Raw genomic sequence first — 23,294 nt, forward strand, 5'->3', positions numbered from 1 at the left:
GCGGCATCGCCACGGGCCTTTTTTTGTTCATCCCAGGCAGTCCCGTTGACGCCTGGCCGCCCTTTCAATTCCCCGCCGTATAGGCGGCGATCGCCGCCATGTTGACGATGTCTGAATCCTTGGCGTTGAGCGAGACGATCTGCACCGGCTTGTTCAGGCCGACCAGAAGCGGGCCGATGACGGTCGAGCCGCCGAGCTCCTGCAGCATCTTGGTCGAGATCGAGGCCGAGTGGAATGCCGGCATCACCAGCACATTGGCCGGGCCGGTCAGCCTGATGAACGGATACTGCGCCATGGCGCGGGGGTTCAGCGCCACGTCGGCCGCCATCTCGCCGTCATATTCGAAATCGACGCGGCGCTTGTCGAGGATGCGCACCGCCTCCTGTATCCGCTCCGAGCGCTCGCCTTGCGGATGGCCGAAGGTTGAATAGGCGAGCATGGCGAGCCTCGGCTCGTAGCCCATGCGGCGGGCAAAGCCGGCGGCCTCTTCGGCGATGTCGGCGATCTGCTCGGCGTTCGGCATGTCGTGCACGGCGGTGTCGGCGATCATCACGGTGCGACCGCGCGCGAGCACGATCGAGGCGCCGATGACGCGATGGCCGGGCTTGGCGTCGATGACGCGGCGCACGTCGTCGAGCGCGGTGGAATAATTGCGCGTCACACCGGTGACGATGCCGTCGGCGTCGCCCAGCGCCACCATGCAGGCGGCGAAATGGTTGCGGTCGTTGTTGATCAGGCGCTGGCAGTCGCGGAACAGATAGCCTTTGCGCTGCATGCGCTCGTAGAGATAGTCGGTGTAGATCGAGTTGCGGCGCGACAGCCTGGCATTGATGATCTCGAGCCCCTGCTTGTTGAGGTCGACGCCGGCATTCCTGGCGTTGTCCTTGATGACGTCGTCGCGCCCGAGCAGGATCGCGGTGCCGAGCTTCTGGTTCACATAGGAGACGGCGGCGCGCATCACCTGCTCTTCCTCGCCCTCGGCGAAGACGATGCGCTTGGGCTGGCGGCGGACGCGGTCATAGATGCGCTGCAAGGTCGAGGCGATCGGATCGCGGCGCGCGGACAACTCCTGCGCGTAGCGGTCGAGGTCGAGGATCGGCTTGCGGGCGACGCCTGAATCCATCGCGGCTTTGGCCACAGCGAGAGGGATCGCCGAGATCAGGCGCGGATCGAATGGCACGGGAATGATATAGTTGGGGCCGAATTTCGGCCGGTTGCCCTGATAGGCCGCCGCGACGTCGTCGGGCACATCCTGGCGCGCCAGTTCGGCCAGCGCCCTGGCCGCGGCGATCTTCATCTCGTCGTTGATTGTGGTGGCCCGGACGTCCAGCGCGCCGCGGAAGATATAGGGGAAGCCGAGAACGTTGTTGACCTGGTTCGGGTAATCGGAGCGCCCAGTGGCCATGATGGCGTCGGTGCGGATCTCGCCCACTTCCTCGGGCGTGATTTCCGGATCGGGATTGGCCATGGCGAAGATGATCGGGTTCTTGGCCATCGACTGCACCATGGCGGGGGTCAGCGTGCCCTTGGCGGAAAGGCCGAGGAAGACGTCGGCGCCGTCCAGCGCCTCGGCCAGGCTGCGCGCCTCGGTCTTGACCGCATGCGCCGACTTCCATTGGTTCATGCCTTCGGTGCGGCCTTGGAAGACCACGCCCTTGGTGTCGCACAGGATGATGTTTTCCGGCGAAAAACCCATCGCCTTCATCAATTCGATGCAGGCGATGCCGGCCGCGCCCGCGCCGTTGCAGACCATCTTCGTGGTCTTCATGTCGCGGCCGGTGATCTCCAGCGCGTTGATCAGCCCGGCGGACGAGATGATGGCGGTGCCGTGCTGGTCGTCGTGGAAGACTGGGATGTCCATCAGCTCGCGCAGGCGCTGCTCGATAATGAAGCATTCCGGCGCCTTGATGTCCTCGAGGTTGATGCCGCCGAAGGAAGGCCCGAGGAAGCGCACGCAGTTGATGAACTCGTCGGCATTCTCGGTCGCCACTTCGAGATCGATGGAATCGACGTCGGCGAAGCGCTTGAACAGCACCGCCTTGCCTTCCATGACTGGCTTCGAGGCCAGCGCGCCGAGATTGCCCAGGCCGAGGATGGCGGTGCCGTTGGAGATGACGGCGACCATGTTGCCGCGCGCGGTGTAGTCGAAGGCCCGGCTCGGGTCTTCCGCGATGGCGCGCACGGGCACGGCGACCCCTGGCGAATAGGCGAGGCTGAGATCGCGCTGCGTCGCCATCGGCTTGGTGGCGACGATCTCCAGCTTGCCTGGCCGCCCCATGGCGTGGAATTCGAGCGCCTCCTGCGCGCTGACGGAGGGCCCGCTGCTTTCGGTTTTCCTGGCCATGATGCTTTCGGTTCCCTCACCTGTGCGGCACCGCTTGGGGCGGGTGCTTTCTTATGGATTTCCGGATTAAGGCTACACGCGGCCGCTGTAAACCGCCAAGCCGGGCAAAGCTGCTTCAACGCGGATAGAGCCGGTCAGGGCGATCCCGCGCCATCTTGGCGCCAGGTAATGCGGCGGCACAAATGGCAGCGAACTGGCAGCAAGGCTCGCGCTGTCCCCTGCTTTTCGAGCGCCCGGCATTAAACCCTCCTGTCACATCTGCTAGCGTTCCGGCATGAACATGCACATGCCGACCGATCCCGACGCCCAGGAAACGACGACGCCGGCGCCAGCCATGGGCGGCGTCACGCCGATGATGGAGCAGTATATCGAGATCAAGGCGGCTAACCCGGATTCGCTTCTGTTCTACCGCATGGGCGATTTCTACGAGCTGTTCTTCGACGACGCCGAAACGGCGAGCCAGGCGCTCGGCATCGTGCTCACCCGGCGCGGCAAGCACCAGGGCCACGACATTCCGATGTGCGGCGTGCCGGTGCACGCGGCGGACGACTATCTGCAGAAGCTGATCGCGCAAGGTTTTCGCGTTGCCGTGTGCGAGCAGATCGAGGATCCGGCGGAAGCCAAGAAACGCGGCTCGAAATCGGTGGTGCGGCGCGACGTGGTGCGGCTGGTCACGCCCGGCACCATCACCGAGGACAAGCTGCTCGCGCCCTCGGAATCGAGCTTCCTGATGGCGCTGGGCAGGGTGAAGGGCGGCAATGCGGCAAGCCAGGGCAGTTTCGCGCTGGCCTGGATCGACATCTCGACCGGCGCGTTCCGCGTCGCTGAAACCACGGCCGAACGGCTGCTTGCCGACATCTTCCGCGTCGATCCGCGCGAGCTGATCGTCGCCGAGCCGGTGTTCCACGACCCGGAATTGCGGCCGGTCTTCGATGTGCTTGGCCGGGTCGCCAGTCCGCAGCCGCCGTCGCTGTTCGATTCGGCGTCGGCCACCGGCCGCATCGCCCGCTTCTTCGAGGTGGCGACGCCCGATAGTTTCGGCGCCTTCTCGCGCGCCGAACTGTCGGCGATCTCGGGCGCCATTGCCTATGTCGAGAAGACGCAGAAGGCCGAGCGGCCGCCGCTGTCGCGGCCCGAGCGCGAGGAGAGCGGCTCGACGTTGTTCATCGATCCGGCGACGCGCGCCAATCTGGAACTGCTGCGCACGCTGTCCGGCAGCCGCGACGGCTCGCTGTTCAAGGCGATCGACCGCACGGTGACCGGCGGCGGCGCAAGGCTGCTTGCCGACCGGCTGATGGCGCCGCTGACCGATCCGGCGGCGATTTCGGCACGACTGGATTCGGTATCGTTCTTCCGCGCCGAGACGCGGCTTTGCCAAGGATTGCGGGCAAGTCTCAAGAGCGTCGCCGACATGCCGCGGGCGCTGTCGCGACTGGCGCTCAACCGCGGCGGCCCGCGCGACCTCGGCGCGCTGCGCGCCGGCTTCGAGGCGACGGGCGCGATCGCCGCGCTGTTCGCGACGACGGCCCTGCCCGCCGAGCTCGCCGCGGCGTTTGCCGCGATCAAGGCCTTGCCCGAGGCGCTTGCCCGCCATCTCAGCGAAGCGCTCGACGATGAACTGCCGCTCATCAAGCGCGACGGCGGCTTCGTGCGCAGCGGCTATCATGCCGAGCTCGACGAGATGCGGGCGCTGCGCGACGAGTCGCGAAAAGTGATTGCCGGGCTGGAGCGCTCGCTGATCGAGGAGACCGGCATCCGCTCGCTGAAGATCCGGCACAACAATGTGCTCGGCTATTATATCGAGGTCACCGCCAACCACCACTCGATCATGACCGGCAGCGATGCCGCCAAGGCGCGCTTCATCCATCGCCAGACCATGGCCAACGCGATGCGCTTCACCACGACGGAGCTGGCGGAGCTGGAATCGAAGATCGCCAATGCCGCCGACCGGGCGCTCAGCATCGAGCTTGCCGCGTTCGATCGGCTGACGGCGGAGGTGGTCGGCGCGGCCGACAGCATCCGCGCCGGCGCCGAAGCGCTCGCCGTGTTGGACGTGTCGTCAGCATTGGCGCTGCTTTCCGAAAGCGAGAACTGGTGCCGGCCAACGGTCGATTCCAGCCTCGCCTTCGAGATTTCCGGCGGGCGGCATCCGGTCGTCGAGCAGGCGCTCAGGCGTTCCGGCGAAGGCCCGTTCGTCGCCAACGACTGCGATCTTTCGCCCGAAGGCGGAGCGAAGGCCGGCGCCATCTGGCTGCTCACCGGCCCCAACATGGGTGGCAAGTCGACGTTCCTGAGGCAGAACGCGCTGATCGCGATCCTCGCCCAGACCGGCTCGTTTGTGCCGGCGCAAAGCGCCCATATCGGCGTCGTCGACCGGCTGTTCTCGCGCGTCGGCGCCTCGGACGATCTGGCGCGCGGCCGCTCGACCTTCATGGTCGAGATGGTCGAGACGGCGGCGATCCTCAACCAGGCCGGCGAGCGGGCGCTGGTCATTCTCGATGAGATCGGCCGCGGCACCGCGACCTTCGACGGCCTGTCGATCGCCTGGGCCGCGGTCGAATACCTGCATGAGAATAACCGCTGCCGGGCGATCTTCGCCACCCATTTCCACGAAATGACGGCGCTGGCCGGCAAGCTTACCCGGCTCTCCAACGTCACCATGCGGGTCAAGGAATGGGAAGGCGACGTCGTCTTCCTGCACGAGGTCGGCAAGGGCGCGGCCGACCGCTCCTACGGCGTGCAGGTGGCGCGGCTCGCCGGCCTGCCGGAAGCGGTGGTCGCCCGCGCTAGGCAAGTGCTGCACCAGCTCGAGGAAGGCGAGGTCTCGGGCAAGGCCAACCGGCTGGTCGACGATTTGCCGCTGTTTTCGGTGGCGGTGAAGCGCGAGGCGCCGAAGCCGGCAAGGAACGATGCGCTGGGCGAAGCGCTCGGCGGCATCAATCCCGACGAGATGACACCGCGCGAGGCGCTGGAGGCACTCTATCGGCTGAAGGGATTGGCGACGAGGCAATAGCCTCAATCTTTGACCGCCAGTCTCGCTGTTGACTCATTGTACCGTTCGGTACAATATCGCTTGTCGATAACCGAAACCGACAGGAGATCTCATGAGCCGTCCGCCATTGCCGCCCTTCACGGCTGAAACGGCAGCGCAAAAAGCGCGCCTTGCCGAGGATGCCTGGAACAGCCGCGATCCGGAACGGGTTTCGCTCGCCTATACCGAGGACAGCATCTGGCGGAACCGGGCCGAATTCATCTCGGGTCGCGGCGAGATCGTCGATTTCCTCAAGCGCAAATGGGCGAGAGAGCTGGACTATCGCCTGATCAAGGAGGTGTGGACCTGGAACGAAAACCGCATCGCGGTGCGCTTCGCCTATGAGTGGCGCGACGACAGCGGCCACTGGTTCCGTTCCTACGGCAACGAGAATTGGGAATTCGATGACGCCGGGCTGATGCGCCGCCGCGTCGCCAGCATCAACGACCTGCCGATCGCGGAAAGCGAGCGGAAATATCATTGGCCGCTCGGCCGCCGGCCGGACGACCATCCCGGCCTTTCGGAACTCGGGCTCTAAGGCCGGTGCGGCGCATCGCTCCGGATCGCGACCAGCTGCTGGTGCTCGTCGCCGAGGTTTTTCGCGAGCATGGCTACGAAGGCGCCAGCCTGTCCTTGATCGGCGTGGCGGCGGGGCTCGGCAAGGGAAGCCTCTACCACTTCTTTCCCGGCGGCAAGGAAGAGATGGCGAGAGCCGTCATTGCCCATATCGATGGCTGGTTCGAGGACAATGTCTTTGTGCCTCTGCGCGACAGCACCGATCCGCAGGCCGGGATCGAGCACATGTTCGAGGCGACGGACAGCTACTTCCGCTCGGGGCGCCGGGTTTGCCTCATCGGCGCCTTCGCGCTGGATGAATCGCGCGACCTCTTCGCCGGCCAAATAAGGGACTATTTCGGCCGCTGGGTCGCGCGTCTCGCCGAAGCGCTCGCGCGATCCGGGCACCGACCGGGCGAGGCCAGCGAGCTGGCCGAGGAAACCGTCGCCGCCATCCAGGGTGCACTCACGCTTGCCCGGGCCCGCAATGACCTCGATGTATTTTCAAGGGCATTGCGGCGACTGCGGATGCGGCTTGGGCTACCGGCCAAGGTATAGCCCCGGTTCCTATAAGGGTTCGAAGCGGAAACCTGTTTCGGTTCGGGAAATCCGCCCGACGCCCGGTGAATCGAGATGTGCTCCCGCAACGAAATAGGCGTTGTCGGCGGCAAGGGCCAATATTCGCAACCGGGTTGCCCGCGCCTGCTCCTGGTCGGCGTCGAATTCCCATGCGACCTCCGGCCGATCGAACTGAAGCGACGGCACATGCATGAGGTCGCCCCAGACCAACAATGTTTCGCCGCGGCTCGTGACACGAAAGCAGGTATGGCCGATTTCATGGCCCGGCGTGGCGATCGTCTCGATATTCGCGCTCAGCCGCTGTCCCGGGTCCAAAGGCTGTGCTCGATCATGGAAGCGGCTCAACCTCGCTTCCGACCGGAACATGTCGAGCTCAGCTCGAGGGACAAGCAAGCGGGAGAGCTGCGGGAAACCGTCCCGACCGTCCGGAAGGATGAGCCCGTGAATATGGTCGAGATGGGTGTGGGTGAAGGCAACGTTGCGTATCCGATCGACGGCGATCTGCGCCTCGCTCAGCGCCTGCGGAAGAAGGCCCATCGTCGGGAGCCAGGCGTTCGAGGACCCTGTGTCGATCAGCGTGATTTCATGACCGTCGTCGATGGCAAAGGCATTGACCGACAATCTGAGCGCGCCGTCGAAGAGCGGTACCTGCGGCGGGAGATCATCGCCGAAGGGCTTGTCCCCCGGCTGGCGCAGTCGCCGGACAGGCATGTCGACATAGCCGTCGCGCAGCGACGTGACGGTCAAGCCGCCGATTTTATAGGCCGTGTGATGAGGTCCGGCTGAAATTCGTTCCAATGCCTGCTCTCGGTTCAGTCGCAAAATCCGGATCGGGGTTTTCGGCTAGTTCCCCGACAGGATTTTGAAGGGTTGCCGTTTGTCTTGGTGCAAGATTTTCCGTTCATTTGCGTGAAATCAGCGCAAACGCCGGGGATTGGTTGAAGCTGCCCAATGTCGTCATTCTATGGCGGAGCAAGGAGCGAAGCGACGCGCGCAGACCATAGAATCCATTCCGTGACCTCAAAGCGTTGCTGCGGTGCAGAATTCTGCTCCGCAGCGCCTTTGATCAAGGCCACGGCATGGATTCTAGGGTCTACGCGGTAAGCTTCGCTTCCCGCTCCGCCCTAGAATGACGACGGGGTGGGCGTTTCGGCCAATCTCCAAGGCATGCCACCTACCAAGGCAAACAGAGCCGGCCGGCCAAAATCCCTGTGCTGGGGAACTAGATCATCTCCAGGCCGCGCTTTCGCGTCGGCGGCGGGAAGGCGCGGTCGAGCTCGGCGAAGTCCTCCGCCGTCAGCTTGATGTCGAGCGCGGCGGCGTTCTGGCGGACATGCTCCTGCCGACTGGCCTTCGGGATGGCGATGACGCCTTTCTGCGCCATCACCCAGGCAAGGGCGATCTGTGCCGCCGTGGCCTTGTGGCGGGCAGCTGCGGCGTCAAGCCTGGCGTTGCGCGCCAGCACGCCTTGCTCGACCGGCGAATAGGCCATCAGCGGGATGCCGCGCTCCAGGCTCCAGGGCGCGAGGTCGAATTCCGGGCCGCGCCGCGAGAGATTGTAGAGCACCTGGTTGGTCTGGACGTTGCGCCCGGAGGGCAGGCCGACCAGTTCCTGCATCTCGTCGGTGTCGAAATTGCTGACGCCCCAGTGGCGGATCTTGCCGGCCGTCTTCAAGGCCTCGAAGGCCTCGACGGTTTCGGCCAAAGGCACGCTGCCCGGCCAATGCAGCAGGTAGAGATCGATGCGGTCGGTACCGAGCCTCTTCAGGCTGTTTTCGCAGGCCCGCTTCACGCCGGCGCGCGAGGCGTTGGTCGGCAGCACCTTGGAGACCAGAAAGACCTCTTCGCGGCGCCCGGCGATGGCTTCCGCCACCACTTCTTCGGCACCGCCGCCGGCATACATCTCCGCCGTGTCGATCAGCGTGACGCCGAGGTCCAGGCCAAGCCTCAATGCCGCGACCTCGTCAGCGTGGCGCCGGCGATCCTCGCCCATCTTCCACGTGCCTTGACCGAGCACCGGGACGGCCTCGCCGGACGGTAGAGTGGTGGTTCTGATTTCAGAAGACATGGGCTTGGAAGACATGGGCCTGCTCCGCGTGAAGCCGGATCGCAGCACAGCCATCGCCAGAAATCCAGACCGAAGTCCTCGCCTTCGCCCGGATTGCCGGCCTGGAGCAATTACTTCACCGGATGCTTGGCAAGCCAGTCCTGCATCTGCTTGATCTCGGCTTCCTGCGCCTTGACGACGCCTTCCGCGAGCTTGCGGATCTCCGGATCCTTACCATTGGCGATCACCACCTTGGCCATGTCGATGGCACCCTGATGGTGCGGGATCATGCCGCGGACGAAGTCGGCATCGGCGTTGCCGGTGTACTCGATCATCATGTCTGCGTGCATCTTGTCCATCGCCGCCTTGTAGCCATCCGTCGACGGGCCCTGCGCGCCCATCGCCATGCCCGACATGTCGTGCTTCATCTCTTCGGCCTGCGCCGGAACGCTTTCGAGGAACACCGCGAGCAGCATTCCAGCCGCCATCAACAGCAGCACGATCTTCTTGGCCAAGGTCATTCAGGGTCTCCTTTTGGTTGGATCCGTATCTGGGGACTTCGCTCAAAGTTTCAACGTCCTCAGCCGCAAGGCGTTGCTGATGACGGAGACCGACGACAGGCTCATCGCCGCCGCCGCAATCATCGGCGACAGCAGCGTGCCGGTGAGCGGATAGAGCACGCCGGCAGCGACCGGCACGCCGAGCACGTTGTAGAGGAAGGCGAAGAACAGGTTCTGGCGGATGTTGCGGATCGTCGCCTGGGCCAATGTGCGGGCTCTGACGATGCCGTTGAGGTCGCCCTTGACCAGCGTGATGCCGGCGCTTTCGACCGCGACATCGGCGCCGGTGCCCATGGCGATGCCGACATCGGCGCCAGCCAGCGCCGGTGCGTCATTGACGCCGTCGCCAGCCATGGCGACGCCGGCGCCGTGAGCGCGCAACTCCTCGACCAGCGCGCCCTTCTCATCCGGCAGCAGGCCGGCTCGGACCTCGTCGATGCCGAGCCTGCCGGCGATTGCTTTTGCCGTGCGCTCGTTGTCGCCGGTCGCCATGATGATCCTCAAGCCCTTGTCGTGCAGCGCCTTGATCGCTTCAGCCGTGGTTGCCTTGACGGGGTCGGCGACGGCAACGAAGCCGGCGAGCTTGCCGCCGACGGCGACAAACATCGCCGTCTTGCCTTCGGCCTGCAGCGTCTCCGCCTTGGTGGATACGTGTGCGGTGTCGATGCCAAGGTCGGCCATCATCGCCGCATTGCCGAGCGCGACTTTCCTGCCGGACACCGTGCCGGCAACGCCCTTGCCGGTGATCGCCTCGAAGTCTGCGGCATCGGCAAGCTTGACGCCGCGTTCTGCGGCACCCTCGACGATCGCCTCGGCGAGCGGATGCTCCGAGCCTTTTTCGAGGGTGGCGGCAAGCGACAGCAGACCATCCTCATCGATGCCCTCGGCCGCGACGACGTCGGTCAGCTTGGGCCTGCCCTCGGTCAAGGTGCCGGTCTTGTCGACGATCAGCGTATCGACGGAAGCGAAGCGCTCCAAAGCCGCGGCTTCCTTGATCAGCACGCCGGCATGCGCGCCGCGCCCGGTCGCGGTCATGATCGACATCGGCGTGGCGAGGCCCAGCGCGCAGGGGCAGGCGATGATCAGCACCGACACCGCCGAGACGATGGCGAAGATCAGGCTGGGTTCGGGGCCGAACACCGCCCAGGCGATGAAGGCGATGATCGCCACCAGCACGACCGCCGGGACGAAATAGAAGGACACCTGGTCGGCCAATCCTTGAATGGGGGCGCGCGAGCGCTGTGCCTTGGCGACCATTTCGACGATGCGCGAGAGCGTGGTCTCGGCGCCGACCTTCTCGGCGCGCATGATCAGCGAGCCGTTCTTGTTCAGCGTGCCGCCGGTAAGAGGATCGCCTTCCGCCTTTTCCACCGGAAGCGGCTCACCGGTGATCATCGATTCGTCGATCGACGAGCGCCCTTCCAGCACGATGCCGTCGACCGGGACCGCGTCGCCGGGGCGGATGCGGAGCTTGTCTCCGGTCTTGATTGTGTCGAGCGGAACGTCGTTCTCGGAACCGTCGGCGCCGATCAGGCGCGCCGTCTTCGGCGCAAGGTCGAGCAAGGCGCGGATGGCTGAGCCTGTGCGTTCGCGGGCTCTGAGTTCCAGCACCTGGCCGAGGAACACCAGCGCGACGATGACCGCGGCCGCCTCGAAATAGACCGGCACGGCGCCGTCGTGGCCGCGGAACTGATGCGGGAAGATGTCTGGGAACAGGGCGGCGACCACGCTGTAGAGATAGGCGGCGCCGACACCAAGCGAGATCAGCGTCCACATATTGGGGCTGCGGTTCAGGATCGAGTCCCAGCCGCGATGGAAGAACGGAAACGCCGCCCACAGCACCACTGGGCTTGCCAGCGCCAGCTCCGCCCATGTTTTCGTCCGGCCGTCGATGAAGCTTTCGAAGCTCACGCCCAGCATCGGCGCCATGGCGATGACAAGGAGGGGCAGCGAGAGCACCGCGCTCACCCAGAATCGCCGGGTGAAGTCGACCAGTTCGGGGTTCGGGCCCTCGTCGCCGGTCGGCACGCCCATCGGCTCCAGCGCCATGCCGCAGATCGGGCAGGCGCCGGGCTTGTCGCGGATGATCTCGGGATGCATCGGACAGGTGTATTGCGTGCCCTTCGGCATTGGCTGCGGCTCAGGCCGGCCGGCAATGTATTTTGCAGGCTCGGCTTCGAACTTGCCCTTGCAGCCGCTCGAGCAGAAATAGAAGCCATGACCCTCGTGGCGGATGAAATGCTTTGCGCTGGCGCGATCGACATTCATGCCGCAGACGGGGTCGGTGGCCGTCAGATATTTCTCCGGCTCGGCCTGGAACTTCGTGCGGCAGCGCTCGCTGCAGAAATGAAAGGTCCGGCCGCCATGCTCGGCGGTCGGCTTGCCGGTGGCCGGATCGACCGTCATGCCGCAGACCGGATCGCGGACCACCGCTTCGGCTGCGGGCGCGGCACTCTTTGCGGAACAGCAGGCTGCGCCATGCGCATGATGATGGTTATGGTCGGAGTGGCTCATGATCAAATGCCTCGGAATTCTCGAATTGAGGCGGAGGTAGTCCTTCCAGCAACTGGAAGGTCAAGGGCCGGTTTCGATTTTTGGAAAATTGGCCGGGCGGCCGCAGATCGTCCTCCTCTCAGGCGCGTTCGTCCGCCCCATACACAGCGCCGCGAAAACACGCTATAGACGCCGCCGAATGGCAAAGATCTCCCTGAAACTCGACGAAATCATCGACGCCGACGCCTTGCGCCGCGACATGACGGCGCTGACGGCGGCAAGCGCCGGCGACGGCTCCGGCAAGGCCACGCGCACGGCCGTCCTCCAGCTGCTCAAGGGCAGGCTTGGCGAAGGACGAAAGATCGCGGAGGCGATGCTGAAGGAGGATGGCGGCGGCAATGCCTGCGCCGAGCGACTGTCGCATCTGATGGATGAGCTGATCCGGGCGCTCTACGATTTCGCAGCGACCCATGTCTACCGGGTCAAGAACCGCTCGGCGGCCGAGCGCATGGCGGTCGTCGCGGTCGGCGGCTATGGCCGCGGCACGCTGGCGCCGGGCTCCGACATCGACCTGTTGTTCCTGCTTCCCTACAAGCAGACGCCGTGGGGCGAGCAGATCGTCGAATACATGCTCTACATGCTGTGGGACATGGGGCTGAAGGTCGGCCACGCCACCCGCAACATCGAGGAATGCCTGAGGCTGTCGCGCACCGACATCACCATCCGCACCTCGATCCTGGAGGCCCGCTTCCTTTGGGGCGAACGCAAGCTCTATGACGAGTTGCTCACCCGCTTCGACCACGAAGTGGTGCGCACGACGGGGCCGGAATATGTGCAGGCCAAGCTCGCCGAGCGCGACGAGCGCCATGCTAAGGCGGGCGAGAGCCGCTATCTGGTCGAGCCCAATGTCAAGGACGGCAAGGGCGGCCTGCGCGACCTGCAGACGCTGTTCTGGATCGCCAAATACTTCTATCGCGTCCGCACCGGCGAGGAGCTGGTCGAGAAGGGCGTCTTCACCGAGGGCGAATACCGCGAGTTCCAGAAGGCCGAGGATTTTCTGTGGGCGGTGCGCTGCCACATGCACTTCCTCACCGGCAAGGCGGAAGAGCGGCTGCATTTCGACATCCAGCGCGAGATCGCGGAGCGGCTGGGCTACACCACGCATCCCGGCCTGTCGGCCGTCGAGCGCTTCATGAAGCACTACTTCCTGGTCGCCAAGGATGTCGGCGACCTCACCCGCATCTTCTGCGCCGCGCTCGAGGAGGAGCAGGCCAAGCATGTGCCTGGTTTCAACCGTATCTTCCTCACCTTCTCGCGGCGCAAGCGCAAGCTTGCCGGCACATCCGACTTCATCGTCGACAACCACCGCATCAACGTCGCCGACGACATGGTGTTCGAGCGCGACCCGGTCAATCTGCTGAGGCTATTCTGGTTCGCCGACAAGCATGGGCTGGAGTTCCACCCTGATGCGCTGAAGCTGCTCACCCGCTCGCTCGGCCTGGTCAACAAGTCGCTGAGGCGCGACGAAGAGGCCAACCGGCTGTTCCTCGACATCCTGACCTCGGACCGCAATGCCGAGCTGAACCTCAGGCGCATGAACGAGGCGGGACTGCTCGGCAAGCTGATCCCCGACTTCGGCAAGATCGTCGCCATGATGCAGTTCTCGATGTACCACCATTATACGGTCGACGAGCATCTCATCCGCTGCATCGGCGTGCTGGCCGAGATCGAGCGCGGCGACGGCGCGAAAGTGCATCCGCTGTCGCACTCGTTGATGCCGGGGCTGAAGAAAAGTCGCGAGGCGCTCTATGTCGCGGTGCTGCTGCACGACATCGCCAAGGGCCGGCCGGAGGACCATTCGGAAGCCGGCGCCAGGATCGCGCGGCGCATCTGCCCGCATATGGGACTGTCGGCGGCCGACACCGAGACCGTCGCCTGGCTGGTCGAGAACCATCTCGCGATGTCGATGACGGCGCAGACGCGCGACCTCAACGACCGCAAGACAATCGAGGACTTTGCCTCGATCGTGCAGTCGGTCGAGCGGCTGAAGCTGCTCTTGATCCTCACCGTCTGCGACATCAGGGGCGTCGGGCCGGGCGTCTGGAACGGCTGGAAGGGGCAGCTGCTGCGCACGCTCTATTTCGAGACCGAGCTGCTTTTGACCGGCGGCTTCTCCGAGGTTTCGCGCGCCGAGCGCACAGCGGCGGCGCGCGAGCAGCTGGCCGAGGCGCTCTCCGCCTGGCCGGCGAAAGAGCGCAAGCGCTACGTCGCGCAGCACTACGAAAACTATCTGCTCGCCGTCGACCTGCCCGACCAGCTGCGCCACGCCGAATTCATCCGCGAGGCGGATGCCGCCGGCAAGAAGCTCGCCACCATGGTCAAGACGCACGAATTCGAGGCGGTGACCGAAATCACCGTGCTGGCGCAGGACCATCCGCGCCTGCTGTCGGTGATTGCCGGCGCGTGCGCGGCGGCCGGCGGCAACATCGTCGACGCGCAGATCTTCACCACCTCGGACGGGCGCGCGCTGGACTCCATCCTGATCTCCAGGGAATTCGACCGCGACGAGGACGAGCGCCGCCGCGCCGAGCGCGTCGGCAAGCTGATCGAAGACGTTCTGTCCGGCAAGAGCTGGCTGCCCGAGATGATCGAGAAGCGGACCAAGCCGAAGCGCGGCGCCAAGGCCTTCCGCATTCAGCCGCGCGCCGAGATCCGCAACACGCTGTCGAACCGCTTTTCCGTGATCGAGATCGAGGGGCTGGACCGGCCGGGCCTGCTTTCCGAGATCACCGGTGCGCTGTCCGACCTGTCGCTCGACATCGCCTCGGCGCACATCACCACTTTCGGCGAGAAGGTCATCGACACCTTCTATGTCACCGACCTCACCGGACAGAAGATCGATAGCCCGACGCGGACGGCCACCATCCACAAACGGCTGATCGACACACTGGAAGGCAACGCGCCCGAACGCAACGGCAAGGCCAAGGCGGCGGCCGCCGAGTGACCATCACCATCCATTTGACGCAATTGCGCAGGCAGTCATCCACCGCATGAGCCTTGTCAAGAAATTCGCCACCGTCGCTTCCGGCACGCTGATGAGCCGCGCGCTGGGTTTCGGCCGCGAGATGCTGATGGCGGCGGCCCTCGGCACCGGGCCGGTCGCCGACGCCTTCAACGCCGCCTTCCAGTTTCCCAACACCTTCCGCCGCCTGTTCGCCGAAGGCGCCTTCAACGCCGCCTTCGTCCCGCTGTTCGCCAAGGAGATCGAGACGCACGGCACCGACGGCGCCAAGCGCTTTTCCGAGGAAGTGTTCGGCGTGCTGTTCTCGGCGCTCCTGGCGCTGACCATCGCCATGGAGCTGGCGATGCCTTTGATCGTCCGCTACCTGGTGGCGCCGGGCTTCGCCGACATTCCGGGCAAGTTCGAGACGACGGTCCGGCTTGCGACGATCATGTTCCCGTATCTGATCTGCATGTCGCTCGGCGCCATGATGGCGGGCATGCTGAACTCGCTGCGCCGCTATTTCGCGGCGGCGATCGCGCCCGCCTTCCTCAACATCATCCTGATCAGCGTGCTCGCCTATGCCTGGTATCACGGGTTGGACGCGCATGACGTCGGCTTCGGGCTTTCCTGGGGCGTGCTGGTCGCGGGCATCGTGCAGCTCGCCATCGTCTGGGTGGCGGTGCGCCATGCCGGTATCTCGATCGGCTTCCGCCGGCCGAAAATGACGCCGAACGTCAAGCGGCTCTTGATCCTGGCGCTGCCGGCCGCGATCACCGGCGGCATCACCCAGATCAACCAGCTGATCGGCACCGCGATCGCCTCGGGGCAGAACAGCGCCGTGTCGTCGCTTGCCTATGCCGACCGCATCTACCAGCTGCCGCTCGGCGTCGTCGGCGTTGCGGTGGCGATCGTGCTGTTGCCGGAACTGTCGCGGGCGCTGAAATCGGGCAACCTGATCGAGGCGGCCAATTTGCAGAACCGCTCGGTCGAGTTCACGCTGTTCATGACCTTGCCGGCGGCGGCCGCGCTCTGGGTGATGTCGGAACCGATCGTGCGGCTGGTCTATGAGCGCGGCGCCTTCGCCGCCAACCACTCGACGCCGATCGTCGCCTCGATCCTGGCGATCTTCGGCCTCGGCCTGCCGGCCTTCGTGCTGATCAAGGCCTTCACGCCCGGCTATTTCGCACGCGAGGACACGCGCACGCCGATGATCTTCGCCGCCATCTCGGTCGGCGTGAACGTCGCCACCGCGCTCACCTTATTCCCGTCGATGGGCGCGCCGGGCATCGCGGTCGCTTCGGCCGTCGCCGGCTGGGTCAACGCGCTGATGCTGCTCGGCATGCTGATAAGGCGCGGCCACTGGGGCCGCGACGTGCCGTTGCTGAAGCGCATTCCACGACTGGTGCTGTCGGCGGTGATCATGGCCGCGGCGCTCTACTTCGCCCAGCACTATTTCGCCGCAAAACTCGGACCCGGCTCGCCGCTGGTGGTCAAGGCAACGACGGTGCTTGCGTTGGTCGGCGGGGGTGCTGCGCTCTACTTCATCGCCGCCTTCGGCACTGGCGGCGCCGATTTCGGCATGATCCGGAGAAATGTCAGGCGGGGCTCGGCAAAGGTGGCGCCGCCGTCGGAATGACGGGCGGCCGGCCCTCACCCGCGCTCCAGCGCCAGCCTTGCGCCGAACAGAATGAGCAGGCCGCCGGCTATGCGGTCGATGGTGCGGCGCAGCCGCCGGTAGCCGTTCGAGACGGCTTCGGCCGCGAACAGCCAGACCACGCAGGCATACCAGCCGACCGAGATCGCCACCATGAGCGCGACAGACGCGACACCCAGCGCCAGCGAGGGCTGCGCCGGCAGGGCGACGGCGAAGATGCTGGCCACTGAAAGCGCCGAACGCGGATTGGCAAGGCTGGTCGCAAGACCGATCCAGAAGGCGCGCCCGGTCGAGAATCCCTTGCTATCGATAGCCAATTCGCCGTCGGCCGCGCTGCGCTTCTCGGCAATGCCGATCAGCCTTATGCCCGAATAGATCAGGTAGCCGGCGCCGGCGAGCTTCAACGTTGCATAAGCCCAGGGCGCCGCAAGAAACAGGGCCTTGATGCCGGCAAGCCCGCAGACGCCCCAGATGACGGTGGCGATACCGATGCCGCAGACGGCGGCGAGGCCGGCACCGCGCGAGCGCGCCACCGCGATCCGCGCCGTCATCAGGAAGTTCGGCCCGGGCGAAACCGCCGCGACCAGCCAGACGGACGCGACGGCGAGCAGATGTGAAAGCATGATGAGTATCCCAGAAACGAGACCGCCATGCTAGGCCAGACAGATCCAGGCTGGCTAGGGGCCAATCGGCACTCGCGCGGCTGGCCTCTTGATCCTGAAATATCAGTCCTCGCCAGACAATTCATCGTAGATCGGACCCGGCAACGGCTCACGTGCCCTTTTGCCAAGTTCGATCCCGAATTCGGCCCGAAGCCGCGCCGCTGTCTAAAGCGGCGTCTCGCGGTCCGGTCGACGCTCCGGAGTATTCTCGACATTGATGTTGCCGGTGACGGGCATCCATTTCCCATGAGCTCGTATGCAGAATGTGTTGCATCATATCATACTTCTCGATGTCGGCGCCGCCCCTCATCCGCCTGCCGGCACCTTCTCCCCGTACAGTGACGGGGAGAAGGAAGACGGCCGCAATGCTGGCGCCATTCCTGCAACGCTGGCGATTGGCGAAACCGGTGATGATGGCGTCTTTCTCCCCGTCACTATACGGGGAGAAATGTCCGGCAGGACAATGAGGGGCAGCGCCGCCGTTGCAGACTAAAGCGCGCTACCCAAACAGCATCGGGCCGCACCTGAAGCAGTTGCTCCGTCTCGATTGCAACCGCCTCTTGATCCCGCATGCACCTTCGTCCATAAGCGCGCCGTCGCAAGACTTTCGCCGCGCGCGAAATGGCCCTCCACAAGCCCTGGGGAACTCATGTCCGCCTTCAAGCCACTCGTCTTTTCGGGCGTCCAGCCGACCGGCAATCTGCACCTCGGCAACTATCTCGGCGCCATCAAGAAATTCGTCGCCCTCCAGGAACAGTCCGACTGCATCTACTGCGTCGTCGACCTGCATTCGCTGACGGCGCAGCTCGTCTATCAGGATCTCGGCGACCAGACCCGCTCGATCACCGCGGCGTTCCTCGCCTCCGGCATCGATCCCAAGAAGCATATCGTCTTCAACCAGTCGCGGGTTATCCAGCATGCGGAGCTTGCCTGGATCTTCAACTGCGTGGCGCGCATCGGCTGGATGTACCGCATGACGCAGTTCAAGGACAAAGCCGGCAAGGACCGCGAGAACGCCTCGCTCGGCCTGCTCGCCTATCCGAGCCTGATGGCGGCCGACATCCTGCTCTACCGCGCCACCCATGTGCCGGTGGGCGAGGACCAGAAGCAGCATCTGGAACTGACCCGCGACATCGCGCAAAAATTCAACAACGACTTCTCCGAGCGCATCGCGGCGCTCGGCGTCGGCGTCGAGATGAAGATAGGCGAGGAGACGGTGAACGGCTATTTCCCGATCACCGAGCCGGTGATCGGCGGCCCGGCGGCGCGCATCATGAGCTTGCGCGACGGCTCGAAGAAGATGTCGAAGTCGGACCCGTCGGATCTGTCGCGCATCAACCTGACGGACGATGCCGACACCATCTCGAAGAAGATCCGCAAGGCCAAGACCGACCCGGAAGCCTTGCCGAGCGAGCTCGACGGGCTGGAAAGCCGGCCGGAAGCGGAAAACCTGGTCGGCATCTATGCAGGGCTGGCCGAAATCTCGAAGGCCGATGTGCTGAAGGAATATGGCGGCCAGCAGTTTTCCGTGTTCAAGCCGGCGCTCGCCGACCTTGCGGTGGAAAAGCTCGCGCCCATCGCTTCCGAGATGCGCCGCATCGAGGGCGACCGGGCCTATGTCGATGCCGTGCTCAAGGATGGCGGCGACCGCGCCCGCGCGATCGCCGAGGGCACGATGAAGACGGTGCGCGACATCATCGGCCTGCTGCAGGACTGATCGCTCCTGCCTCGCCGACTTTCATCACCGCGCCGGCCGGCTTGCGCCGGTCCGGGGCATCACCGTGCCGGCCGGCGGCTTGCCGCCGGTCCGTGGCGGTGGCAGATTGCGGCCGAATTGATACAGAGCAGATAGACATGGTCTCCAAACGCCTCAGCCGCGAAGCCGGCCATCGCCGCAAGTTCCTGGCGATCATCGACGACACGCCCGAATGCGAGCGCGCCGTCGCCTACGCCTCGAAGCGGGCGCAGAGCACCAGCGGCGTGCTGGTGCTGCTCTATGTGATCGAGCCGGACGATTTCCAGCATTGGCTGGGGGTCGAGAAGATCATGCGCGAGGAAGCGAATGCAACCGCGCGCGCGGCGCTCGATAGCTACGCCAACAAGGTGCGCCAGAAAGTCGGCATCGAGCCCGAGCTGGTGGTGCGCGAAGGCAAGCCGACCGAAGAGATCCACAAGCTGATCGAGGAAGACCAGGACATCGCCATCCTGGTGCTGGCGGCCGGCGCCGGCAAGGAAGGTCCGGGACCTCTGGTGAGCGCCGTGGCCGGCCGGGGCGCGGCCTTCCCCATCCCGGTCACCGTGGTGCCGCAGAACCTCTCCGACGAGGAAATCGAGAGCCTGGCCTGATCGGCGGCGGTTCCGAGGCAAGCACTCACTTCCATAACACATATTGGTGCGGCCGCATCCATATCGCGGCCCCTTGGCCTGGCTTTGCAGCGCGCCATTTTGGAATCGTCAAGCAGGCGATATTCCAATGGAGGGCCGATGGCCAAACCGAAGCGCGGGGCAAGCCGAAGCAAAAAGTCGACACATCAAAGCGAGGCGGCCGGACCATCGGTGCAGCCCCGCTCGCAGGCAGCGCGATCCCAGGAAAGAGCCCGGCAGACGCCTCATGCGCAGCAGGAGCGCAAGCGCCGCGTGCTCGCCAAGGGCCATCCGGCGATGGTGGACAGCATTGCCGGCGCGGTTACCGTGAAGAATCTCGATCTCTACTATGTCGTCGCTTCCGACGCGCAGATCCCCTTGAAAGGCGGGCACGGCTTCGGGCTCTATTTCCACGACTGCCGCTTCCTCGGCGGCTACGAGATGACATTGGGCGGCTTGCCCCCGATCGTGCTGGCCTCGACAGCGCAAAAGGGTTACGCCGCGCTTTTCGAATTGGCCAATCCCGACCTCCATTGCGATGGAGGTCGACTGATCCCCAAGGACGAGCTCGGCATCCGCTGGGAACGCATTCTCGATGCGGGGCGAACATGCGTGCGGGAGGTTCTGACCATCCAGAATTTCGGCAACGAATCGCATGGCTTTCCGCTAGCCCTGCACTTCGGCGCCGGTTTCGAGGACATTTTCAATGTGCGCGGGCTGGTGCCGAAATATCTCGGCAGGTCCGAGCGGCCCGTCTGGCGCGACGGCAGGCTGCATTTTGTCTATCATGGCGCCGATCGCGTTCGCAGAACGGCAACAATCGTCTTCTCGCCGGCACCCGACGCCATGCACAAGACGACGGCCGAGTTCCGGTTCGATGTGCCGTCGGGCGAAAAGCGCACCATCGCAATCACCATAGAACTGAAGGAACTGCCAGAACGGCCAGAAGCCGAGCAGTTGAACCAACACCCGACGTTTGCTCTCGACGGTTTTGCCGGAAAGGTTCAGGCGGACACCGAAGAATGGCTGGAGCAACATACGAAATTCGACAGCGACAGCCTGCTGCTCAACAGCATCATGGACCGCTCGCTGCGCGACCTCGCGGTGCTCAGATCGGATTTTGGCAACAGGGAGTATTTCGCGGCCGGCGTGCCGTGGTTCGTCGCCCTTTTCGGGCGAGACAGCCTGGTCGTCGCGCACGAGATGCTCGCCTTTCAGCCGGAGATCGCAGCCCAGACGCTGCGCCTTCTTGCCAGCTATCAGGGACGTCGAACGGATCGATGGCGTGAGGAGCAGCCGGGCAAGATCCTGCATGAGCTGCGCGTCGGCGAGCTCGCTCGCGCAGGCAATGTCCCGCATGCCAGGTTCTACTGCACGGTGGACGCGACCCCGCTCTTCCTGCTGCTTCTCGGCCGCTATGTTGCGTGGACAGGCGATCTGGGACTGTTCCGCGAACTGCAGGAGCCGGTGGAACGGGCTTTGGGCTGGATCGCCAAGGCCGGAGACAATCACGGCGAAGGCTATCTCAAATATCGGACCATATCGGAGAGCGGCCTCGTCAACCAGGGATGGAAGGATTCGGCCGACGCGATCGTCAGGACCGACGGCAGCATCGCCAGGCCGCCGATCGCGCTTGTCGAGGCGCAGGGCTATGTCTTTGCCGCCAAACATGCCGTCGCCGACCTTTACGAACGCACTGGCGACCGTGATCGCGCCAAAAAGCTTCGCGGCGAGGCCGAACGGCTTCGAACACGGTTCAACCACGACTTCTGGTGCGAGGACCTGGGCGCCTTTGCGCTGGCGCTCGAAGCGCGAGGCCGCCAGGTCGCGGTCGTTTCCTCGAATCCGGGCCATGCGTTGTGGACCGGCATCGCGGACCATGGCAAGGGCCGCCGAACGGTGCTGCGGCTGATGCAGGACGACATGTTCAACGGCTGGGGCGTGCGCACGCTCTCGAGCGCGGAGCGTCGCTACAATCCCGTGGGATACCACCTCGGAACCGTCTGGCCGCACGACAACGCGCTGCTGGCGGCCGGCTGCCGACGCTATGGCGAGGACGACGCGGCGCTGCAGATCTTCACCGCTATCGCCGAGGCGGCCATGCACTTCCGGCATCATAGGCTGCCCGAGGCGATGGCGGGCTTTCAGCGCAAGGATTTTCAGGTGCCGGTGCACTATCCCGTGGCCTGCCACCCGCAAGCGTGGGCGGCGGGCGCGGTGCCATTCATGGTGACCACCTGCCTCGGGCTGGAACCTGACGCCCTCGCAGGCAAGCTTCGGATCGTGCGGCCGCGGCTGCCCGATTTCGTCAACCGCATCGCGCTTCGCGGGCTGCGGGTCGGCGAGGCAAGTGCCGATCTCGAATTCAGGCGGACGGCCGACGGGGCCGAGGTGAACATTCAGAAGACGAGTGGACAACTCAGCGTGGAAGTCGGAGGATAGGCCCGCCATGGCTGGAGCGCTTCGCCGGGGCAAAAACATTCCGCCAGCCAGCGGTTCGGGCGACGCGTTTCGCTTGAATGTCCAGCCGATAGAGCCTATTTAGAATTATTCCAAACTATCGGCCCGGGAAGGGCCTGGAGATACCCCATGTTCATCCAGACCGAATCGACGCCGAACCCGGCGACGTTGAAGTTCCTGCCCGGCAAAGAAGTGCTCGTGCAAGGCACCGCCGATTTCCGCGACGCCGAAACGGCAGCTGAGGCTTCGCCGCTGGCCGGCCGACTGTTCGAGATCCCCGGCGTCACAGGCGTCTTCTTCGGCTACGACTTCATCACCGTGACCAAGGACGGTCCCGACTGGCAGCATTTGAAGCCGGCGATCCTCGGCGCCATCATGGAGCATTTCATGTCGGGCGCCCCTGTCATGGCGTCGGCGGCTCCTTCGAGCGAGGCCGGCCAGACCGGCGAGTTCTACGACAAGGCCGACGAGGAGCTGGTGCTGACCATCAAGGAGCTGCTCGACACCAGGGTGCGCCCGGCGGTCGCGCAGGATGGCGGCGACATCACCTTCCGCGGCTTCGAGAACGGCACCGTCTTCCTGCACATGAAGGGCGCCTGCGCCGGTTGCCCGTCGTCGACGGCGACGCTGAAGCACGGCATCCAGAACCTCTTGAGGCACTTCGTCCCCGAGGTGCAGCAGGTCGAACAGGTCGCCTGATCATTTTCGCAGCGTCTGCTGCGATACCAATCGCCAAAAACAAAAAACCGGGCCCCAACAGCCCGGTTTTCTGTCTGTGGACGTCTTGTTGTTGCCTAGACGGTCCGCGCACGAATGCTTTTGTCCGCGGTCATCGTGATCACATCACGATGACCTTGGCGCCGACCGATGTGCGGTCGTAGAGATCGATGATGTCCTGGTTCATCAGCCGGATGCAGCCCGACGACATCGCCTTGCCGATCGAGAACCATTCCGGGCTGCCATGCAGGCGGTAGCCCATGTCGCCGCCCTTGTTGAACAGATACATGGCGCGCGCGCCGAGCGGGTTCTTCAGGCCCGGCTCCATGCCGCCGGCGAATTTGGCAAGCTCAGGCTGGCGCTTGATCATCGGCGCCGGCGGCGTCCAGGTCGGCCATTCGCGCTTCAGCGCGATATGGGCGGAGCCGTGCCATTCGAAACCCTCGCGGCCGACGCCGATGCCGTAGCGCATCGCCATGCCGTCGCCCTCGACGAAGTAGAGGAACTTGTTCTGAGTATCGACGATGATGGTGCCCGGCTTCTCCGAAGTATCGTACCGCACTTCCTGCCGGTGGTACCTGGCGGGGACCTTTTCGATCGGGATGCGCGGCAGCTGATAGCCGGCATCGGTCATCGCGCCATAGTTGTTGGTGAACAATTGCCCGCCGATGGTGCTGCAGCCGCTGACCGCGGTCGAGAGCGCAAGAGCAGCGACGATTGCAAAAGACTTCAAGCGCATGAATAGGTCCGACGCCCCGCCTAAATATCAGCGGCACGAGTCGGCCGCTTTGTCGCCATCATTCATGCTGGCATTTCTTTTGCTT

The 23,294-nt window shown here is 64.8% G+C and carries 17 protein-coding genes; 10 read left to right on the plus strand and 7 right to left on the minus strand.

Features of this window, described 5'->3' with window-relative positions:
- Positions 1 to 64 precede the first annotated feature (64 nt).
- Positions 65 to 2,344 carry an NADP-dependent malic enzyme gene (locus tag EJ071_RS01420; protein WP_126096475.1) on the minus strand — a complete coding sequence of 760 codons (2,280 nt, stop codon included), beginning with the start codon at positions 2,342 to 2,344 and terminating at the stop codon, positions 65 to 67.
- Between the two features lie 286 nt (positions 2,345 to 2,630).
- Between EJ071_RS01420 and mutS the strand changes: the two genes are divergently transcribed.
- The 3 genes from mutS to EJ071_RS01435 all read left to right on the plus strand — a co-directional run bounded on the left by mutS (position 2,631) and on the right by EJ071_RS01435 (position 6,488).
- A complete protein-coding gene (gene mutS / locus EJ071_RS01425) occupies positions 2,631 to 5,357 on the plus strand; it encodes a DNA mismatch repair protein MutS (RefSeq protein ID WP_245460297.1) in 2,727 nt (908 codons plus the stop codon).
- Positions 5,358 to 5,448: 91 nt separating this feature from the next.
- On the plus strand, positions 5,449 to 5,913 hold the full coding sequence (locus EJ071_RS01430) for a nuclear transport factor 2 family protein (RefSeq protein WP_126096477.1): 465 nt from the start codon (positions 5,449 to 5,451) through the stop codon (positions 5,911 to 5,913).
- A gap of 5 nt (positions 5,914 to 5,918) precedes the next feature.
- The gene (locus EJ071_RS01435; RefSeq protein WP_126096478.1) at positions 5,919 to 6,488 is read left to right on the plus strand and encodes a TetR/AcrR family transcriptional regulator; all 570 of its coding nucleotides are present in this window, start codon (positions 5,919 to 5,921) and stop codon (positions 6,486 to 6,488) included.
- A gap of 9 nt (positions 6,489 to 6,497) precedes the next feature.
- Here the strand turns inward: EJ071_RS01435 and EJ071_RS01440 are convergent, their stop codons facing one another.
- From EJ071_RS01440 to EJ071_RS01455, 4 genes are all read right to left on the minus strand, one after another.
- A complete protein-coding gene (locus EJ071_RS01440; RefSeq protein ID WP_126096479.1) occupies positions 6,498 to 7,307 on the minus strand; it encodes an MBL fold metallo-hydrolase in 810 nt (269 codons plus the stop codon).
- A gap of 424 nt (positions 7,308 to 7,731) precedes the next feature.
- Positions 7,732 to 8,577: an aldo/keto reductase gene (locus EJ071_RS01445; RefSeq protein WP_126102441.1), complete on the minus strand. Its 846-nt coding sequence runs from the start codon at positions 8,575 to 8,577 to the stop codon at positions 7,732 to 7,734.
- 110 nt (positions 8,578 to 8,687) lie between these two features.
- The gene (locus tag EJ071_RS01450; RefSeq protein WP_126096480.1) at positions 8,688 to 9,077 is read right to left on the minus strand and encodes a DUF305 domain-containing protein; all 390 of its coding nucleotides are present in this window, start codon (positions 9,075 to 9,077) and stop codon (positions 8,688 to 8,690) included.
- Positions 9,078 to 9,119: 42 nt separating this feature from the next.
- On the minus strand, positions 9,120 to 11,630 hold the full coding sequence (locus EJ071_RS01455) for a heavy metal translocating P-type ATPase (protein ID WP_126096481.1): 2,511 nt from the start codon (positions 11,628 to 11,630) through the stop codon (positions 9,120 to 9,122).
- A 178-nt stretch (positions 11,631 to 11,808) separates the two neighbouring features.
- On the opposite strand from EJ071_RS01455, the gene EJ071_RS01460 reads away from it, so the two are divergent.
- Entirely contained in the window at positions 11,809 to 14,613 is a 2,805-nt protein-coding gene (locus EJ071_RS01460) for a [protein-PII] uridylyltransferase (protein ID WP_126096482.1), read from the plus strand.
- A gap of 46 nt (positions 14,614 to 14,659) precedes the next feature.
- Positions 14,660 to 16,249: a murein biosynthesis integral membrane protein MurJ gene (gene murJ / locus EJ071_RS01465; protein ID WP_126096483.1), complete on the plus strand. Its 1,590-nt coding sequence runs from the start codon at positions 14,660 to 14,662 to the stop codon at positions 16,247 to 16,249.
- A 14-nt stretch (positions 16,250 to 16,263) separates the two neighbouring features.
- Here murJ and EJ071_RS01470 read toward each other — a convergent pair whose 3' ends face one another.
- Positions 16,264 to 16,890, minus strand: coding sequence for a LysE family transporter (locus EJ071_RS01470; RefSeq protein WP_126096484.1), 627 nt, complete (start codon positions 16,888 to 16,890; stop codon positions 16,264 to 16,266).
- 295 nt (positions 16,891 to 17,185) lie between these two features.
- Between EJ071_RS01470 and EJ071_RS38315 the strand changes: the two genes are divergently transcribed.
- The 5 genes from EJ071_RS38315 to EJ071_RS01495 all read left to right on the plus strand — a co-directional run bounded on the left by EJ071_RS38315 (position 17,186) and on the right by EJ071_RS01495 (position 22,452).
- Positions 17,186 to 17,422, plus strand: coding sequence for a hypothetical protein (locus EJ071_RS38315; RefSeq protein ID WP_189521395.1), 237 nt, complete (start codon positions 17,186 to 17,188; stop codon positions 17,420 to 17,422).
- Between the two features lie 156 nt (positions 17,423 to 17,578).
- Complete coding sequence (gene trpS, locus EJ071_RS01480; protein ID WP_126096485.1) at positions 17,579 to 18,646, plus strand: tryptophan--tRNA ligase; 1,068 nt, start codon at positions 17,579 to 17,581, stop codon at positions 18,644 to 18,646.
- 137 nt (positions 18,647 to 18,783) lie between these two features.
- Positions 18,784 to 19,275: a universal stress protein gene (locus tag EJ071_RS01485; RefSeq protein ID WP_126096486.1), complete on the plus strand. Its 492-nt coding sequence runs from the start codon at positions 18,784 to 18,786 to the stop codon at positions 19,273 to 19,275.
- 138 nt (positions 19,276 to 19,413) lie between these two features.
- A complete protein-coding gene (locus EJ071_RS01490; RefSeq protein WP_126096487.1) occupies positions 19,414 to 21,735 on the plus strand; it encodes a glycogen debranching N-terminal domain-containing protein in 2,322 nt (773 codons plus the stop codon).
- A 147-nt stretch (positions 21,736 to 21,882) separates the two neighbouring features.
- On the plus strand, positions 21,883 to 22,452 hold the full coding sequence (locus EJ071_RS01495; protein ID WP_059189708.1) for a NifU family protein: 570 nt from the start codon (positions 21,883 to 21,885) through the stop codon (positions 22,450 to 22,452).
- Positions 22,453 to 22,591: 139 nt separating this feature from the next.
- Here the strand turns inward: EJ071_RS01495 and EJ071_RS01500 are convergent, their stop codons facing one another.
- Positions 22,592 to 23,209 carry a L,D-transpeptidase gene (locus tag EJ071_RS01500; protein WP_126096488.1) on the minus strand — a complete coding sequence of 206 codons (618 nt, stop codon included), beginning with the start codon at positions 23,207 to 23,209 and terminating at the stop codon, positions 22,592 to 22,594.
- Positions 23,210 to 23,294: the final 85 nt, after the last annotated feature.

This window comes from Mesorhizobium sp. M1B.F.Ca.ET.045.04.1.1 (assembly GCF_003952465.1).
GTDB lineage: Bacteria > Pseudomonadota > Alphaproteobacteria > Rhizobiales > Rhizobiaceae > Mesorhizobium > Mesorhizobium shonense.

What these genes read in the sequence shown, in the direction of transcription:
- EJ071_RS38315 (WP_189521395.1), top strand. Translation starts at nt 17,186, where the DNA reads ATGCAGAATGTGTTGCATCATATCATACTTCTCGATGTCGGCGCCGCC.
- EJ071_RS01500 (WP_126096488.1), bottom strand. Translation starts at nt 23,209, where the DNA reads ATGCGCTTGAAGTCTTTTGCAATCGTCGCTGCTCTTGCGCTCTCGACC.
- EJ071_RS01455 (WP_126096481.1), bottom strand. Translation starts at nt 11,630, where the DNA reads ATGAGCCACTCCGACCATAACCATCATCATGCGCATGGCGCAGCCTGC.
- EJ071_RS01430 (WP_126096477.1), top strand. Translation starts at nt 5,449, where the DNA reads ATGAGCCGTCCGCCATTGCCGCCCTTCACGGCTGAAACGGCAGCGCAA.
- EJ071_RS01485 (WP_126096486.1), top strand. Translation starts at nt 18,784, where the DNA reads ATGGTCTCCAAACGCCTCAGCCGCGAAGCCGGCCATCGCCGCAAGTTC.
- trpS (WP_126096485.1), top strand. Translation starts at nt 17,579, where the DNA reads ATGTCCGCCTTCAAGCCACTCGTCTTTTCGGGCGTCCAGCCGACCGGC.
- murJ (WP_126096483.1), top strand. Translation starts at nt 14,660, where the DNA reads ATGAGCCTTGTCAAGAAATTCGCCACCGTCGCTTCCGGCACGCTGATG.
- EJ071_RS01420 (WP_126096475.1), bottom strand. Translation starts at nt 2,344, where the DNA reads ATGGCCAGGAAAACCGAAAGCAGCGGGCCCTCCGTCAGCGCGCAGGAG.
- EJ071_RS01495 (WP_059189708.1), top strand. Translation starts at nt 21,883, where the DNA reads ATGTTCATCCAGACCGAATCGACGCCGAACCCGGCGACGTTGAAGTTC.
- EJ071_RS01445 (WP_126102441.1), bottom strand. Translation starts at nt 8,577, where the DNA reads ATGTCTTCTGAAATCAGAACCACCACTCTACCGTCCGGCGAGGCCGTC.
- EJ071_RS01450 (WP_126096480.1), bottom strand. Translation starts at nt 9,077, where the DNA reads ATGACCTTGGCCAAGAAGATCGTGCTGCTGTTGATGGCGGCTGGAATG.
- EJ071_RS01470 (WP_126096484.1), bottom strand. Translation starts at nt 16,890, where the DNA reads ATGCTTTCACATCTGCTCGCCGTCGCGTCCGTCTGGCTGGTCGCGGCG.
- EJ071_RS01490 (WP_126096487.1), top strand. Translation starts at nt 19,414, where the DNA reads ATGGCCAAACCGAAGCGCGGGGCAAGCCGAAGCAAAAAGTCGACACAT.
- EJ071_RS01460 (WP_126096482.1), top strand. Translation starts at nt 11,809, where the DNA reads ATGGCAAAGATCTCCCTGAAACTCGACGAAATCATCGACGCCGACGCC.
- mutS (WP_245460297.1), top strand. Translation starts at nt 2,631, where the DNA reads ATGCCGACCGATCCCGACGCCCAGGAAACGACGACGCCGGCGCCAGCC.